Here is a 15,236-nt window from a genome sequence, read left to right as displayed (position 1 = left end):
GCCTACTGCTCGGTTGGCTAGTCTTTCAGATTCGGGAACTCTTCCTCGGTGTATTCGACGCCCAAACCTGCGGGCAGCGGGCCGTCGCCGTGCCGGGCGACTTCCGTCCCACGCAGCTCCACCCGCCTGATCTTGCCGGAAATCGTCTTGGGCAGTTCCCCGAATTCGAGCCGCCGGATGCGCTTGAACGGCGCCAAATGCTCACGGCAGTACTTGAGAATGTCCTCCGCGACCGCCGGCCCGGCTTCATAGCCGGCAGCCAACACCACAAACGCCTTGGGAACCGACAGCTTTACAGCGTCAGGCGAAGGCACGACGGCGGCCTCCGCCACTGCCGGATGTTCGATCAGGACGCTTTCGAGTTCGAAAGGCGACAAGCGATAGTCGGAGGACTTGAAGACGTCATCATCCCGGCCGACGTAAGTAATGACGCCGTCGGAATCCCGGCTCGCCATGTCGCCCGTGTGATAGTAGCCGTCCCGGAAGGCTTCGGCCGTCTTGGCTTCGTCACCGAAGTAACTCTTCATGAGCCCCACAGGCCGCGGTTCCAAGCGCAAGCAGAGTTCGCCGTCGTCGGATTCCTGCCCGGTGACCGGGTCCACCAGGACCGCGTCGTATCCCGGCAGTGGGCGTCCCATGGAGCCGATCTTCACTGGCTGCGCGGGCGTATTGGCGATCTGGACCGTGGACTCGGTCTGGCCGAAGCCGTCACGGATGGTGACTCCCCAGGCTTCCTCCACCTGGCCGATGACCTCGGCGTTGAGTGGTTCGCCAGCAGAGACCACCTTGAGCGGCGGAGTGGAGAGTTGGGTGAGGTCGGCCTGAATGAGCATGCGCCAAACCGTGGGCGGGGCACAGAAACTCGTGACGCCTTCGCGGCCCATCTGTTCCATAAGGGCGCCAGCGTCGAAGCGTTGGTAGTTGTAAATGAAGACGGTAGCCTCGGCGATCCACGGTGTGAAGACGTTCGACCAAGCATGCTTTGCCCAGCCGGGGGAGGCGACGTTCAGGTGGACGTCGCCTGGCTCCAGGCCGATCCAGTACATCGTGGACAGGTGGCCCACGGGATAGGACGTGTGCGTGTGCTCCACGAGTTTCGCCCGTGAGGTGGTGCCGGACGTGAAGTAAAGCAGCAGGGTCTCGTCCGCCTTGGTGGGGGCGTCGGGCGTGAAGTCCGTGCCGGCGTCGTAAGAGTCCGCGTACTGCCTGGCGTCCGCGTTCGTGGTCTCCGCACCGACCTCAATCAACGTGTAATCACCCTCAACGTCGGCAAACTTGCCGATGTTGGCGCTTCCTGCAGCCACCCATCTGGCCCCGCCGCGCTCCACCCGGTCCTGAAGATCGCGGGCGCCCATGAGGGTGGTGGTGGGGATCATGACGATGCCCAGCTTGATGCCTGCCAGCATGAGTTCCCACAGCTCAACCTGGTTGCCGAGCATGATGATCATGTGCTCGCCGCGCTTGACGCCTTGGTCCCGCAGCCAGTTGGCGAGTTGGGAGGACCTCCGGGAGAGGTCCTTGAAGGTGCGCCGGGTTGAACTGCCGTCCTGTTCCACGATGACCAGCGCGGGCTGGCTACCCCTGGTTTCGTCTGCGGCGACCTGGTCGAACCAGTCGAGCGCGAAGTTGAACTCCTCGAAGCGGGGCCACCGGAATTCAGCGTGTGCCTGCTTGTAGTCCTCGCGCAATTCCAGCAGCCGATCGCGGGCCGCACGGAAGTCTTCTGTGACTGTCATAGTCCGCCTTTCGCCTTCGGGTTTCCCGGCACCATCGCCGGGCTGCCCGTCTAGTGATCCACATCACCTTGCAATATACTAGGACATCCAAGGGTTTGGAAGAGCCCATGCGGGACATGACGAAGGGGTCTAATGCTCGACGAAAAAGCTGCCGCCACCGTTACCAGCGGTACGGCATCAGAACGCGTCTTGCCTCCTTATCCGGAGGCGGACTTGATGCACGTCATTGACCTGCTCCCAGTTGGGGAGCGTGCGCGGTATCTCGAGATCAGGGAGTTCCTGCAAACACGGATCCGGGCTGCGAGCATCGACTACTGGAACCGGGAAGAATTTCCGTTCGGACTGCTGGCTGACATGGCCAAGTTCGGGCTGGGCGGGCTGCAAACGGACGGCTCCTCCAAGCTGTTCAAGGGCCTCATGTACACCGAGGTCGCTCGGGCGGATGTGTCCCTTTCGGCGCTGGTGGGCATCCACAACGAGCTCATCGTCGGGATGATTGACGAGCTCGGTTCCCCTGAACAGAAACGCAAGTGGCTGCCCGGGCTGGAGGCTTTTACCCAGCTGGGTGCCTTTGCGCTGACAGAACCGGATCACGGATCGGACATCGCCGGAGGACTCTCGACGACGGCGCGACGCGACGGCGGCGAATGGGTCATCAACGGTGCCAAGCGGTGGATAGGGGCCGGCACGATTGCCGACTTTGCCTTGGTCTGGGCGCGGGATGAAGCCGACGGGCATATCAAGGGCTTCATCGTCGAGACGGACCGGCCCGGCTACTCAGCCACCAAGATCTCCAACAAGATCGGCCTGCGCATCATGCAGAACGCCGACATCGTGTTGGATGAGGTACGCATTCCTTTGGAAAACCTGCTGCCAGGTGCCACGGAGTTTTCCCGCGCTAATGACCTCCTGCGTGATTCCCGTGCGTGGGTGGGCTGGCAAGCTGCGGGAATTCAATTGGCCGCCTTTGACATCGCCCGTTCATACGCGCTGGAGCGCCGGCAATTCGGCAAAGAGTTGGCCCGGTTCCAGTTGGTGCAGCAGCAGCTCGCAGACATTCTGGGCAATGCCAATGCCTCACTGTCCATGATGGTTGAACTCGCCCGGATACAGCAGGCCGGGAAGCTTGAGATGGTGCAGGCCGCCATGTGCAAAGCGACCACCACGCGGCTTGCCCGTTCCTCAGTTGCGATGGGCAGGTCCCTCTTGGGCGGGAACGGGATCACCACCGACTACGAGATAGCCAAGCTCTTCGGTGACGCGGAGATCCTGTACACCTACGAGGGCAGTTACGAGATCAACTCCATGATCGTGGCCCGAGCGGTGACAGGTAAATCGGCATTCGTCTAAGCATCCCTTCGCCGTTGAACGTCGGCGAAGGGATGCTCGTTAGAGGTGAGATAGCCGCGTGGGTTAGGAGCTTTGAGTTACCACTTGGGGAGACTCCTCGGGCGTGACCAGTGCTGCGTGTTCGGCCAGGACCCCGGTCCGATGCCTGATGCGGAGGCGGTAAAGGAGCGTTCCGCCGATGATCACCGTGCCAACGAAGATCACGCCGCCCCATTGCAGATACCACTCGAACGGCGGAACCGAGTTGTAAATCTCCGGCCGTGGCCACACCAGGTTCAACGTCATTGCGCCGCCCCACAGTACGGCAAGGATGTTCACGGGCAGCCCCCATTTGCCGAGGCTGAATCCCGGTTCCGATCCGTCGTCCTTCAAAGGCCACTTCTTCAGGAACCTTCGACGCAGCATCGGCACCGTAACCAGAAGGTAAGACAGGTAGATCAGAACGATGCTGATGCTGGACAGGATGGTGAAGATGGCTGGCTGCGAGATGTTGACGATCAGCGGAATCACTGCCACTACGCCAATAACGATGGCAGCCACTGTGGGGGTTTTGCGGGTGGGGTGCACTTTGCTGAGCTGACGGCTGAAGGGAAGGTTGTTGTCCCTGGCCATGGCAAACATCATCCGGATAGCCGCTGCATGGACGGCCAGAGTACACACCACCACAGCTACGACGATGCATGCCAGGAACGCCTTGCCGAAGGGGCCACCCAGCACCGACAACACAATGTACTGCAGTCCGCCATCAGCGGCTCCGAGCTTGGGGTCGGCAAGATCCGGCGCGGCCAGAATTCCGCCGAGGAGGAGCAAACCTCCAAGGATAAAGGACGCGGTAACGGCGCGTAGGATCGCCCTGGGAGCCGTCCGCTTTGGGTCCTTGGTCTCTTCGCCCAAGGAACTTGCGGTGTCGAATCCGTACATGACGTAACCGGAAGCCATTGCGGCGATGAGGAATACTCCGAAGAAGCCCAAGGGATGCTCTTCGCCGAATCCAGCGGTATCCAGGAGGACTTCAGGTCCGCGCACGGAATGCCAGATGAGTGCTGCAATGAGCAGGACGGCCGCAACCAATTCCACGAACACGCCAACGCTGTTGATCATGGTCATGAGCTTCACGCCGAATGCGTTGATGAGTGTGGAAATGCCGATCATGATGCTGGCCAGGATGACCCCGTTGACGGCAAAGTCGTAAGGTCCTGTTCCATCGCCCACCAACTGGAAACCGCTCCAGATCTGCGGCAAGGTGATTTGGAGGGCCAAGGCCACGGAACCCAGGGCCATGATCGAGGACAGCAGCAGCAACCAGCCCGCCAACCAGGCCCATGTTCCGGTGGAGAGCCTTTTTGCCCAGTTGTAGACCGATCCGGCCACCGGATAGCGTCCGGCTAGTTCCGCAAAGCAGAGGGCGACCATGAATTGGCCGACGAAAACGATGGGCCACGACCAAGCGTAGGCGGGTCCCGCCGTCGAAAATCCGAAGTAAAACAGTTGAAAAACGCCGGTGAGGATGGAGATGTAGCTGACGCCGGCGGCGAAGCTTGCAAACTTACCGATGCTGCGGTCAAGGGTTTGGGCATAGCCAAACTCGTCCATTCCACTGGCATCGCTTTTACACGGTCCTATTTTGCTGGGTTCTAACATTCGAACTCCTAATTCAGACATGCACGAATGGTGATTACCTGCGGCCGCCGTTGGACGCAGTCGAAATCAAAGGCCGGGCACCACGATGTGCCTCGGGTTGTTCCCCCATTGTTTGTTGCGTGGGTCTAAAAAGCAGGGTGCCTGTTCAGGCGAGGGACAAGCTGAAGTCGGCTTCCGCCGTCGTGGTTTCCTCCGTCCGGTTGGCTCGGACGAGGTCAGACTTAATGAGGTCGGCGCAACGTTCGCCAATCATCATTACTGTGATGTTGGGGTTCACAGTGACGTGTTCCGGCATGACGGAGGCATCGGCCACGCGCAGCCCGGTGACGCCCTTGACCCGCAGCTCGGGATCCAGGGGTGACATGTCGTCCTCCACGGGGCCCATGCGGACTGTGCCGACCGGGTGGTAGACCGTGTTGTGCGTTTTGCGGATGTAATCCTGCAATTCCTCGTCGGTCTGCGCCTCAATTCCGGGGGAGAGCTCCCGGCCGGTCCATTCAGCCATGGCGGGCTGCGCGGCGATTTCCCGGGCTTTCCGGATGCCGGCCACCATGACGCGCATGTCGTGCCCTTCAGGATCGGTGAAGTACCGCGGGTCCACCATGGGCTTGTCGCGGAAGTCCCGGCTACGCAGCCGGACCGTCCCGCGGGAACGGGCATGGGTGACATTCGGTGTGAGGCTGAAACCGTTCTCCGTGGTGGGGTAGCCGTACCGCAAGGTGTTCATGTCGAAGGGCACGGAGCCATAGTGCATCATCAGGTCCGGACGGTTGAGGCCCTCCTCGGTAGGAGTGAAGATGCCGATCTCCCACCACTGCGTGGAGGTCTGAACCATGGGCTGCTTGGCCTCGAACTGCACCACGCCTTCCGGGTGGTCCTGCAGATGCTCACCAACGCCGGGGGAGTCCACCAGGACCTCGATGCCATGCGCGGCTAGATGTTCGGCCGGGCCTATGCCGGAAAGCATGAGGAGCTTGGGGGAGTCGATGGCACCGGTGGACAGGATGACCTCGCGATGCGCCGAAAGCCTATGCGTCCGGCCGAAGGCCGAGTCAACAACGTCGACGCCGGTGCAGCGCTTGTCAGCGTCGAACACCAGTTGGCGTGCCCGTAGGCCGGTCAGCAGCGTGAAGTTCTCGCGATCGACGATGGGGTGGATATAGGAGACAGAACTGGAAGAACGTGTCCCGTCGGAGCGGCGGTTGATCTGGAAAAAATTGGCGCCTTTGATCACGGTATTGCCGTCATTGAACTTTGCGCGGGGGATGCCGGTCTGCTCGCAGGCATCAAGGAGCGCGACTCCGGCGGGATCGTTCGGGGGAACGTTCATCAAGTGCACAGGACCGGAATCGCCATGATGGGGAGCATCCGGGCCGGCGTCCTCATTGGTTTCCAGGCGCTTGTATAAAGGCCATGCGGCAGCAGCGTTCCAGCCGGTGGCGCCGTACTTTGACTCCCACTCATCCAGGTCTTCGCGGGGAGCCCAAAAGGCGATGCAGGAGTTGTGGCTGGAGCAGCCACCCATCACCTTGGCGCGGGCGTGACGCATGAAGGAGTTGCCGTTTTCCTGCGGTTCCACCGGGTAGTCCCAGTCGTAGCCGGATTCCAGCAGCTCCATCCAGCGGTCCAGCTGCAGGATCTCCGGCAGATTCCGGTCATCAGGTCCGGCTTCCACCAAGGCAACGGTGACGGCAGGGTCCTCGCTCAGCCGGGCGGCGACGGCGGCTCCTGCAGATCCTCCGCCGATGATGACGTAATCGAACCCGCGCTCGCTGAGGTCCTCAATGTTGTCAACGTGCATCTATTTCTCCTTGCCGTGGTCTGCGAACCAGCCGGTCACCTGGGGGCTGGTGTTTTGGTAGATGTGCTTGGCTTCCTGGTATTCACCCAATCCGGTGGGCCCGAGCTCGCGGCCGACGCCGGACTGGCCGAAGCCGCCCCACTCGGCCTGGGGAAGGTAGGGGTGGTAGTCGTTGATCCAGACCGTGCCGTGCCGCAAACGGCCCGCTACGCGCTGGGCCTTGCCGGCATCCTGGGTCCATACGGCGCCAGCCAATCCGTAGATGGTGTCGTTGGCGGTGGCGACGGCTTCGTCCTCGGTGCGGAAGGTTTCCACTGTTACTACCGGGCCAAAGGCTTCGTCGATGACTACCGACATTCCCCTTTGAACGCGGTCCAGGACGGTCGGCTGGTAGTAGAAGCCGGCGTCGAACTTCTCACCTTCAGGTACTGCGCCACCACAACGCAGCCGTGCGCCTTCCGCGACGCCGCGCTGGACGTAGGCGTCCACCTTCTCCCTGTGGGCAGCGGATATCAGAGGTCCGGTTTCGGCAGACTCATCGAAGGGGCCACCGAGGCGAATATCCTGTGCCTTGCGGACCAGTTCGTCAACGAAGCGTTCGGCGATGGATTCTTCCACAACCAGCCTCGCCCCGGCCGAGCAGACCTGTCCTGAATGCACAAAGGCGCCGTTCAGCGCATTGTCGACGGCGGCGTCGAAGTCAGCGTCAGCGAACACGACGTTGGGGTTCTTGCCGCCAAGCTCAAGCGCCACCTTTTTCACGGTGCCGGCTGCGGCTGCGGCAATGCGCTTGCCGGTTTCCAGTCCACCGGTGAAGGAAACCAGATCAATGTCAGGGTGCTCCGAAAGGGGAGCGCCAGCTTGGGCGCCGGGGCCGGTGACAAGATTGGCGACGCCGTCCGGCAGGCCAAGGTCCTTCAGTAACTGCATGGCAAGGATGGCAGTGGACGGGGTCAGCTCGGCGGGCTTGAGGATGAAGGTGCATCCAGCGGCCAGGGCGGGGGCGATCTTCCACGCAGCCTGCAGCAGCGGGTAGTTCCACGGGGTGATGAGGCCGCAGACGCCTACGGGCTCGTAAACGATTTTGCTCACGACGGCGGGGTCCCCGGCATCGACCACCCGGCCGGCCGACTGTCCGGCGAGACGTCCGAAGTATTCGAAGCAGGCGGCTATGTCGTCGATGTCGATGCGGCTTTCGATGATGCGCTTGCCGGTGCCCAAGGATTCGGCGCGGGCGAACTTCTCCCGGCGTTCGCGCAGTTCCGCGGCGACCTTGAGCAGGAACGCGCCGCGCTCGGGGGCCGGGACTGAAGACCAGACGCCGGAGTCGAAGGCAGCGCGAGCTGCGGAAATGGCACGCTCGGCGTCTTCACGGCCGGCTTCGGACACCGTGGCGACCAGCTCGCCGTCGGCAGGGTTACGGATCTCGCGCACCGCGCCTGAAGCAGCCGGCTCCCACGCACCGTTGATGAAAAGAGTGGAGGCGGAATCAGAAAATGTGGCTTGGGTCATACGAAGCAGGCTAGTGCATCTTGAACATCTGTTCAAGGAAAATTATGAACAGATGTTCAAGGAGCGGATTCAATAAGCGGTGCCCGATTGATGAACGCGACATTGACGATGTGGTCGCCGCCAGCTTCCTTTGTGTTCTGGAAAATCACTTGATACGGCGTTCTGCCGATCAGCAGTGCTATCCCGTCGGGGGCTCTGTCGGGCGATTTGGCTACATCGATGAGCATGCGCCGGAAATGCAGATTATGTTCTACTTGCCCGCGAATCCCGGATCTGTCAAAGGACGCCAAGGCAGAGAGCCACACAGTTCCATCGGCCTCGGTTACTCCATGAGCGGGGTAAACGGCATGGCCTGTTTCGGTGGTGAACCCAGAGTCGCCAGGCGTTATTTTGAACCGTGCGCACCATGTAGTGAAGTGTCTTTCCAGCATGCGTTCCGGGTCTGCCGTGACCACGCTTCGCGTGAAGGCCGGGTTGGCGAGAGACATCAGGCCGCTCGTCGGGTTCGGAGCGCAGCCGTCGTTTTCGTGAAATCCGCCCGGGTGGTGGGGACGGGTTCGAAGTCGACTGTCGTAGCTGGAGCAGGCAACATGGTGAGTGCATCGAGGCGTTCACGACAGCGGAAAAGGGCTTCGTAACTTTGAGTGGTGCGCTCCATGATGGCGTGGATACTTCCACGGTGGTAGGCAGCCGAGACGTTGATCGTGGCCAGTTCCTCGCTGCAGATGTTTCCTACGTCCGCAAGCAGATCCCAGCCAAGACCATGGCCTTGGTCGGACCAGTCGAGATGGAGGGACGCGATGGTCTGGGCTTGTTGTGCCCGGGATCCACTGACGGCGACGTCGTAGATGAGTCGTTCAAAGTGCGCGAACGTCGCCAGCCCCGTGCGGACATCGGTGCAGGACAGAGGTTCCAGCCGCTCTATTTCCGTGGTCCATCCCTCTACCAACGCCAGCATGGACGAGTCATCCGGGGGTATATCGGCAACGGTGTAGAAGGCGCGAAGGTCCATCATGGTCTCACGGACGCCCACCCCGTGGTAGGCGCGGGACGCACCCAGCCGTCTCGCCACGTTCTGGAGTTCGTCACCCCGGACTCTCGCCCTGGTGGTCTCCGCGACCTCAGGTACCAGCCAATCGCCGGGAAGCTTCCATCCCGCTTGTAGGCTGCTTTGCTGCCAGCGAAGTTGGAGTCCACAGGATGTAATAACGAGGTCGCCGCTAAGAATCTCTGTTTGGTCGTTCATGTCAAGTAAGTACCGCGGGTACTGGATTTGTGTCGCGACATTGACGAATTGGCCGCCAGTGGTGGTAGGCGGAATGGCGGAGTAATTACTTGGATCCGTTAAGGGCCAAGTGGCGACACGATCCGCGCCCGTTCAGTACTTAACGGATGTGCGAAGCGAACGGGCAGTAGAAGGTAATCGGCAGCTCAGATCCCGATGGGGCCATCTCAAACGGCAGCCTCAACGGTCTGGTTTGGTGCTGATGTATGCCGCAGACAGGCGGTTGGTCAGACCGGGGGAGACGGTAGTTTTCACGGCGTGGATCATCAACGAAACGGGTCGGCGCCTCAACGGCGTTCAACTGGTACCTGGGTCGCATACCAATAAGGGTTTGGAAGTACTTCAGTTCCAGCCGTTGTCCCGGAGGGACGTCCAGCCAATCGGCCATCTCGGAAGGTTCGAGACCGCATATAGAAGCTTTTCCTATTCGGTGACAACCCGAGATCAACTGCACGGCGGCGAACTACTGAGCAGCATGCGGGTGACCGGGCGTTCAGCCTTTCGGGAGTTCCATGACCAGCAAGATGCCCTCATTGCAGTTCGCGGCTGATAGGCGTCTATCAAAAACTTTCTGGAACTTGCGACACATTCCGTTTCCTGCCGCTACTCCCTTAGTGAAGCTTCGCCCTGCTGAGGGTGTGGCTGTCCCTTGTAATTGTTCGGCTCCCCAGCGGAGCAGTTGAGTAAGAGTTCTTGGAAGGACCTCCATTGAAGTTTCCCCGCGGGAGAGCGACGGCCATTTTTGCCGCGTTGATGGTGGTCCTTGGCGGGCTGTCATTAGGCGCGCCGGCTCAGGCCTACGAAGTGGCCACAGCCCCGGCGAACGTTACCGGCGGAGCCGCCGTGCTGACGATGCCGGGATCAGGCCTGACTACCACCTATGACCAGTCCGGTCTGACCTACCTGGCGGGCAGGACGACGCTGGATAGCCGCGGGTATATCGCCTCTGACTATTCGCAGGGCGTCGCCGCCGCTTCTCCCGCCGTCGAGTTCTGGACCGACGCCACGAACAACTGCCCGGCTAGCGGGTCGTGTTCGGGTCTGGGCACTGTCACTGTTGCCTTTAGCCAACCGGTGAGAAACCCGGTACTGAATCTGGCAGGTATGGGCGGGTATGTGTCCCTCGACCTCGGCAACGACGGCAATGTTGATCAGCAGTCGCAATACCATGTTGTCTTGAACCTCGCCACCGCGGGGTTGACCATGAGCAAGCTCTCCGGAAGCAATCTCGCCGTCAGTGGTAACTCCATCACGGCAGTGAATCACAATACCGGTCCTTCGTGCAGCACCACCGCTCAGACCGGCAATCCCGCTCCGCTGAGTGCCCAGGCAACAGCGGCATGCGGTTCGGTGAGAGTCAACGGCGTCGTCACCACCTTGACCTTCGATGTCAGCAGCGTTCACGTTCCGACCAGCAACTCGCTGCCCGGCTACACGGACAACGTCGTCACGAATGCTAATGAGCACAACCAAGACAACTTCCTCATGGCTGTCACTGTTCCGCAGGACTTCGGGGATGCTCCGGCGTCCTATGATCAAGGCAGCGCCGCGAGGGCTGTTACCTCCGACGTAACGCTGGGTGCGAATATCACCGAGGATAACGCGAACGTTGCCAACGGGACGGCGTCCCCCAACGCCGGCGTTACTGCAGCGCTGGACCAGATGGACGATGGCGTCGTCATGGCGCCGATGACGGCGGGGCAAACCAGCTACTCCAGAACCGTGGCGATCAGCGGTGCCAGCAAGGCTGGAATGACATGCGGGTGGATCGACGTCAACAAGGACGGGCTCTTTAACAACACTGCGGAGCGGGCATGCGCCAACTTTGCGGCCGGAGCCACGTCCGCCACGCTCACCTGGTCCGCTGTCCCCGCAGGCATGACAGCCGGGACCACCTATGCGCGCTTCCGGATCAGTTACAACATCACCCAGGTCCAGTTGCCCATTGGACCCTCGAATTCGGGCGAGGTGGAGGACTACATCGTCACCATCGCCCCTGCCGCCGCTCCGGCCATCACGTTGGTCAAGACCGTGGACAGGACCACACTCGTGGCCGGCCAAACCGCCACGTACACGTTCGTGGCCCAGAACACCGGCAACGTCACCCTGACGGGCGTCGTGATTAGCGAAACGCAATTCTCCGGCACCGGCACCATGTCCGTCTTGACTTACATCTGGCCGGGATTGCCCGGTGTGTTGTTGGCCGGGCAATCTGTGACTGCTACCGCCACTTACGTGGTGACTCAGAACGACGTCATCACCGGCGTGCTCACAAACATCGCCAAGGTCACCGGCAATCCGCCCATCGGGCCGCCGGTCACGGCAACGGACGATGCAGAAATCAAGGCACCCCCGGCGTGGAAGATCAAGAAGACGGCGACGGTCAACGGCACGGTTCCGGCGAACGGATCTGTCACGCCTGGCCAGACCATTAACTATGCAGTGACTGCGACCAGCCTCAGCGGCGTTATCACAGGTGTGATCCTGAAGGATAACCTCGCCGATGTCCTGGACAACGCGACCTTCGTCCCGGGCTCAGCAACCCTCACCATTGGAACGGGCACTCCTATTCCCGTCGCAAACCCTGTGGCCCCTTCAACAACACTCACTACGGCCGCTTTCACTCTTCCCGCCGGCCAAACAGCGACACTGCGCTACAGCGTCACCGTTAAAACCAACGCCTGGAACGCCACATTGATCAACACGGTGACCGGCAGCGGCAGCACACCTCCCCAAACCTGCGCCGAACCCGGGTCATCCGGTCCTGGGCCTGACTGCACCACCACACACCAGACTCCCGCCAAAGTCCTCATCGAAAAGGTCGGCGAATCTTCCGATGAGGAATGGGTCAGAATGGCGGGCTCGTCCTGGACGATCTACACCAACAACAACGGCGTCCCCGGAGCTGCCCTGGTAAGCCCAACCGCGGTTGCGGTGGCAGGCGAAACAGGTTTGTTCCAACTCGAGGGAATCAAACCCGGCATCTACTGGCTAGAAGAAACCACCGCACCTGAGGGTTTCAACCTGTTGGCCGAGCCTGTGCAATTCACCGTTGCAGCTAACGGCGCCGTGACAGTCGGACAGGGCAGCGGTACGGGCGTTGTGAGCAGCAGCGACAGCGACGGTGATGGGATCTTCCTCATCACGGTACGCGATGTGCCCGCACTGGAAATGCCAGAGTCTGGCGGCATCGGCTGGTGGCCCTTCACTGCAGCCGGATCGATTCTCGTCCTGACGGCCCTCGGCCTGGGACTCGTCAACATCCGCCGCCGAAACATCACCAGCACTTAGACCTCCTGCTTACCGCTAGCCGCGGCAAGCCCGGAACCCTGAATGTTCACTCCCGAGCATCCGAACCATCAATAGAAAGAAGATACAAAGTGAGTAATCCAAGCTCCTTGCGGCTGTGGAAAACCGCCGCCGCAACTATAGCCGGGGCGGTGCTGGCCATGTCCTTCTCCGTCGCGCCGGCCTCGGCAGCCCCCTTGGTTGATGGCGACCAGACCGGTTCCATCACAGTCCACAAGTTCGAACGCCCCGCCACTCCCACAGGCCTTCCCAACAACGGCACTGCGGTAGACACCTCCGGGTTGACGCCGTTGGGTGGCATTGAGTTCACGATTCAGCAGGTCAATACCATCGACCTGTCGACCAACGCCGGTTGGGATGCAGCCCATAACCTGAGCAGTGTCTTCGCCCCGGCCGATCCTGAAGGCTCCATCACGGGCGCCGGTTACAGCTTGGGTGCAGGGCAGGCCCAGACCACCGCTGCTGACGGCACCGCAGCGTTCGCCAATCTCCCCGTTGGCCTGTACCTGGTCACCGAGACCAACTACCCCGCCGGCGTGACCCCCTCGGCTCCGTTCCTGGTATCGGTTCCCTTGACCGACCCGGATAACCAGGACAACTGGATCTACGACGTTCACGTCTACCCGAAGAACTCCATTGCCGGTGCAGAAAAAACCGTTACGGATGCCCCCGACGTGAAGCTGGGCGACCAGATCGACTTCACCATCACCGGTGACATCCCCAACGAAGCCGTCATCGATGGTTACAAGATCGTGGACGTCCTCGATCCCAAGCTGACCTACGTCGGCGCCACCGCTACTTTGCTTGATGGCACCGTCATCACCGAAGGCACCCACTACAACGTGGTCTTCGACGCAGCAACGAACACGGTCTCCATCGTCTTCACCCCGGCAGGCCTGGCAGTACTGGCCGCACACGTGGACACCCGCGTTCAGGTCGTTGTCAACACCACCGTCAACACCATCGGTGAAATCGAGAACGAGGCTCTGGTTTACCCGAACCTGGGCAGCTTCACCATCACCCCGGGCCAGCCCGGCGGCCCGGTGGTTACTCCTCCGGTCGTGACCAAGTGGGGCGAAATGACCCTGCAGAAGGTCAACGAGAACGGCACAGCCCTTGCTGGCGCTTCCTTCTCGGTCTACACCAACGAAGCTGACGCACTGGCCGGCACCAACCCGGTCGCGCTGAACGGCCAAAGCGTCTTCACCGTCGCTGCTGATGGCACACTGACCATCTCCGGTCTGCGCTACTCGGACTGGGCAGATGGCGCAGCTGTTGCACCGGGTTCGGCCGATTACCGCACCTACTACCTGGTCGAGACCATCGCCCCGGCCGGATACGAACTGCTCGCCGAACCGATCTCCTTCCTGATCAACTCTGCCAGCACCACCGTCGGCATTGACCTGAGCGTCAAGAACATCCCGTCCAACGGCGGCTTCGAACTGCCCCTCACCGGTGGCGTCGGAACCGGCCTGCTCTACGCAGCCGGAGCACTCCTGGTCGTAGGCGCAGGACTCCTGTTCGCACGGAACCGCAAGACCTCCAACGGCTAACACCTTGGGAGTCGCAACCGTGACTCCCATCTAGCCAAAGTGGGGAAGATCGTTTTGGCGATCTTCCCCACTTTGAAGTTTCAGCACTACACACCTCCGCCACAGGACCCAGATGACTCACACCCAAACCACCCCCCGACGCGACCTCGGCCGAGTCATCGGAACGTGGAGCAAACAACGCATCCTCATAGTCCTGATCGCCATATTGGGTGTGGGAATTTTGCTCTACCCAACAGCAGCTGCGTGGTTTTCCGACCGGGTCCACGCCACCGAAATCAGTGGATATGTTGACACCGTAGGGAACCTGAACCCCTCAGCCAAAAAGTCGATTTTTGACGCCGCAAAAAAGTTCAACCAGGATCTTCCGTCAGGACCCCTCAGAGACCCCTACTCCCTCAATGACGACGGCAAACAGACCACCATTGGCGCAGGATCGGATGCCTACCAGAATCTGTTGGACGTGGGTCCCGGTGGAATGATGGGCCGGATCAGCATCCCCTCCATCCAATCGGACCTGCCGATCTTCCATGGCACCGACGAAGACTCGCTGTCCAAGGGCGCCGGTCACCTATTCGGTTCGGCTCTACCCGTTGGGGGAGAGGGGACCCATAGCGTCCTCAGCGCACATTCCGGTTTCGTCAACGCGACCCTTTTCGAAAACCTCCATAAAGTCGCCAAAGGAGAAACCTTCAGCATCAGCGTCCTGGATCAGACCATCTACTACAAAGTGGACTCCATCCAAACCGTCCTGCCGGATCAAACGGACGCACTCCGAAAAGTGCCCGGCAAGGACTACGTAACTCTCATCACCTGCACACCCACGGGCGTTAACAGTCATCGACTGCTTGTCCGCGGCGAACGCACAGAAGCCCCAGGTGCCGAGAGCCCGCAAACTATGCCCAGCCGAGCATCGGACCCCGGTTTCCCGTGGTGGGTCCTCGGCCTCATCGGTGCGGCAACGGTTGCCGTCCTGGTCACGCGCCCTCGTGATTCAACTCAAGTTTCACGCAGGGAAAGGACCACATTGTGACGGCCAACCAACAGATTCT

10 protein-coding genes are annotated in these 15,236 nt (G+C 61.0%); 4 read left to right on the top strand and 6 right to left on the bottom strand.

Annotation, left to right across the window (positions count from 1 at the left end):
• Nucleotides 1–17: 17 nt before the first annotated feature.
• Entirely contained in the window at nt 18–1,736 is a 1,719-nt protein-coding gene (locus ACIQTW_RS10830) for an AMP-binding protein (protein ID WP_402936805.1), read from the bottom strand.
• A 132-nt stretch (nt 1,737–1,868) separates the two neighbouring features.
• Here ACIQTW_RS10830 and ACIQTW_RS10825 point away from each other — a divergent pair, with 132 nt between their 5' ends.
• Nucleotides 1,869–3,086 (top strand): acyl-CoA dehydrogenase family protein, encoded by a 1,218-nt coding sequence (locus ACIQTW_RS10825; protein ID WP_402936804.1) that lies wholly within the window; start codon nt 1,869–1,871, stop codon nt 3,084–3,086.
• A 63-nt stretch (nt 3,087–3,149) separates the two neighbouring features.
• On the opposite strand, the gene ACIQTW_RS10820 is transcribed toward ACIQTW_RS10825, so the two are convergent.
• From ACIQTW_RS10820 to ACIQTW_RS10800, 5 genes are all read right to left on the bottom strand, one after another.
• A complete protein-coding gene (locus ACIQTW_RS10820; RefSeq protein WP_402936803.1) occupies nt 3,150–4,727 on the bottom strand; it encodes an APC family permease in 1,578 nt (525 codons plus the stop codon).
• Between the two features lie 145 nt (nt 4,728–4,872).
• On the bottom strand, nt 4,873–6,528 hold the full coding sequence (locus ACIQTW_RS10815) for a GMC family oxidoreductase (protein WP_402936802.1): 1,656 nt from the start codon (nt 6,526–6,528) through the stop codon (nt 4,873–4,875).
• Nucleotides 6,529–8,040 (bottom strand): aldehyde dehydrogenase family protein, encoded by a 1,512-nt coding sequence (locus tag ACIQTW_RS10810; RefSeq protein ID WP_402936801.1) that lies wholly within the window; start codon nt 8,038–8,040, stop codon nt 6,529–6,531.
• A 56-nt stretch (nt 8,041–8,096) separates the two neighbouring features.
• On the bottom strand, nt 8,097–8,528 hold the full coding sequence (locus tag ACIQTW_RS10805) for a hypothetical protein (RefSeq protein ID WP_402936800.1): 432 nt from the start codon (nt 8,526–8,528) through the stop codon (nt 8,097–8,099).
• Nucleotides 8,528–9,286 (bottom strand): hypothetical protein, encoded by a 759-nt coding sequence (locus tag ACIQTW_RS10800; RefSeq protein ID WP_402936799.1) that lies wholly within the window; start codon nt 9,284–9,286, stop codon nt 8,528–8,530. The genes ACIQTW_RS10805 and ACIQTW_RS10800 overlap by 1 nt, the downstream gene beginning before the upstream one ends.
• Before the next feature lie 747 nt (nt 9,287–10,033).
• On the opposite strand from ACIQTW_RS10800, the gene ACIQTW_RS10795 reads away from it, so the two are divergent.
• The 3 genes from ACIQTW_RS10795 (at nt 10,034) to ACIQTW_RS10785 (ending at nt 15,217) form a co-directional block, all read left to right on the top strand.
• A complete protein-coding gene (locus tag ACIQTW_RS10795) occupies nt 10,034–12,616 on the top strand; it encodes a GEVED domain-containing protein (protein WP_402936798.1) in 2,583 nt (860 codons plus the stop codon).
• A gap of 89 nt (nt 12,617–12,705) precedes the next feature.
• Complete coding sequence (locus ACIQTW_RS10790) at nt 12,706–14,187, top strand: SpaH/EbpB family LPXTG-anchored major pilin (protein ID WP_402936797.1); 1,482 nt, start codon at nt 12,706–12,708, stop codon at nt 14,185–14,187.
• A gap of 112 nt (nt 14,188–14,299) precedes the next feature.
• Nucleotides 14,300–15,217, top strand: coding sequence for a class C sortase (locus tag ACIQTW_RS10785; protein ID WP_402936796.1), 918 nt, complete (start codon nt 14,300–14,302; stop codon nt 15,215–15,217).
• The last annotated feature ends 19 nt before the right edge of the window (nt 15,218–15,236 follow it).

It is taken from the genome of Paenarthrobacter sp. NPDC090517 (genome assembly GCF_044769165.1).
Classification (GTDB): Bacteria; Actinomycetota; Actinomycetes; order Actinomycetales; family Micrococcaceae; genus Arthrobacter.
Note: the sequence above shows the minus strand (reverse complement) of the source record. Positions and strands in the feature narration are given on the sequence as shown.

Bases quoted from the DNA above. Each gene is read 5' to 3' on its own strand.
- ACIQTW_RS10825 (WP_402936804.1), top strand. From the start codon at position 1,869: ATGCTCGACGAAAAAGCTGCCGCCACCGTTACCAGCGGTACGGCATCA.
- ACIQTW_RS10800 (WP_402936799.1), bottom strand. From the start codon at position 9,286: ATGAACGACCAAACAGAGATTCTTAGCGGCGACCTCGTTATTACATCC.
- ACIQTW_RS10830 (WP_402936805.1), bottom strand. From the start codon at position 1,736: ATGACAGTCACAGAAGACTTCCGTGCGGCCCGCGATCGGCTGCTGGAA.
- ACIQTW_RS10815 (WP_402936802.1), bottom strand. From the start codon at position 6,528: ATGCACGTTGACAACATTGAGGACCTCAGCGAGCGCGGGTTCGATTAC.
- ACIQTW_RS10805 (WP_402936800.1), bottom strand. From the start codon at position 8,528: ATGTCTCTCGCCAACCCGGCCTTCACGCGAAGCGTGGTCACGGCAGAC.
- ACIQTW_RS10810 (WP_402936801.1), bottom strand. From the start codon at position 8,040: ATGACCCAAGCCACATTTTCTGATTCCGCCTCCACTCTTTTCATCAAC.
- ACIQTW_RS10820 (WP_402936803.1), bottom strand. From the start codon at position 4,727: ATGTTAGAACCCAGCAAAATAGGACCGTGTAAAAGCGATGCCAGTGGA.
- ACIQTW_RS10785 (WP_402936796.1), top strand. From the start codon at position 14,300: ATGACTCACACCCAAACCACCCCCCGACGCGACCTCGGCCGAGTCATC.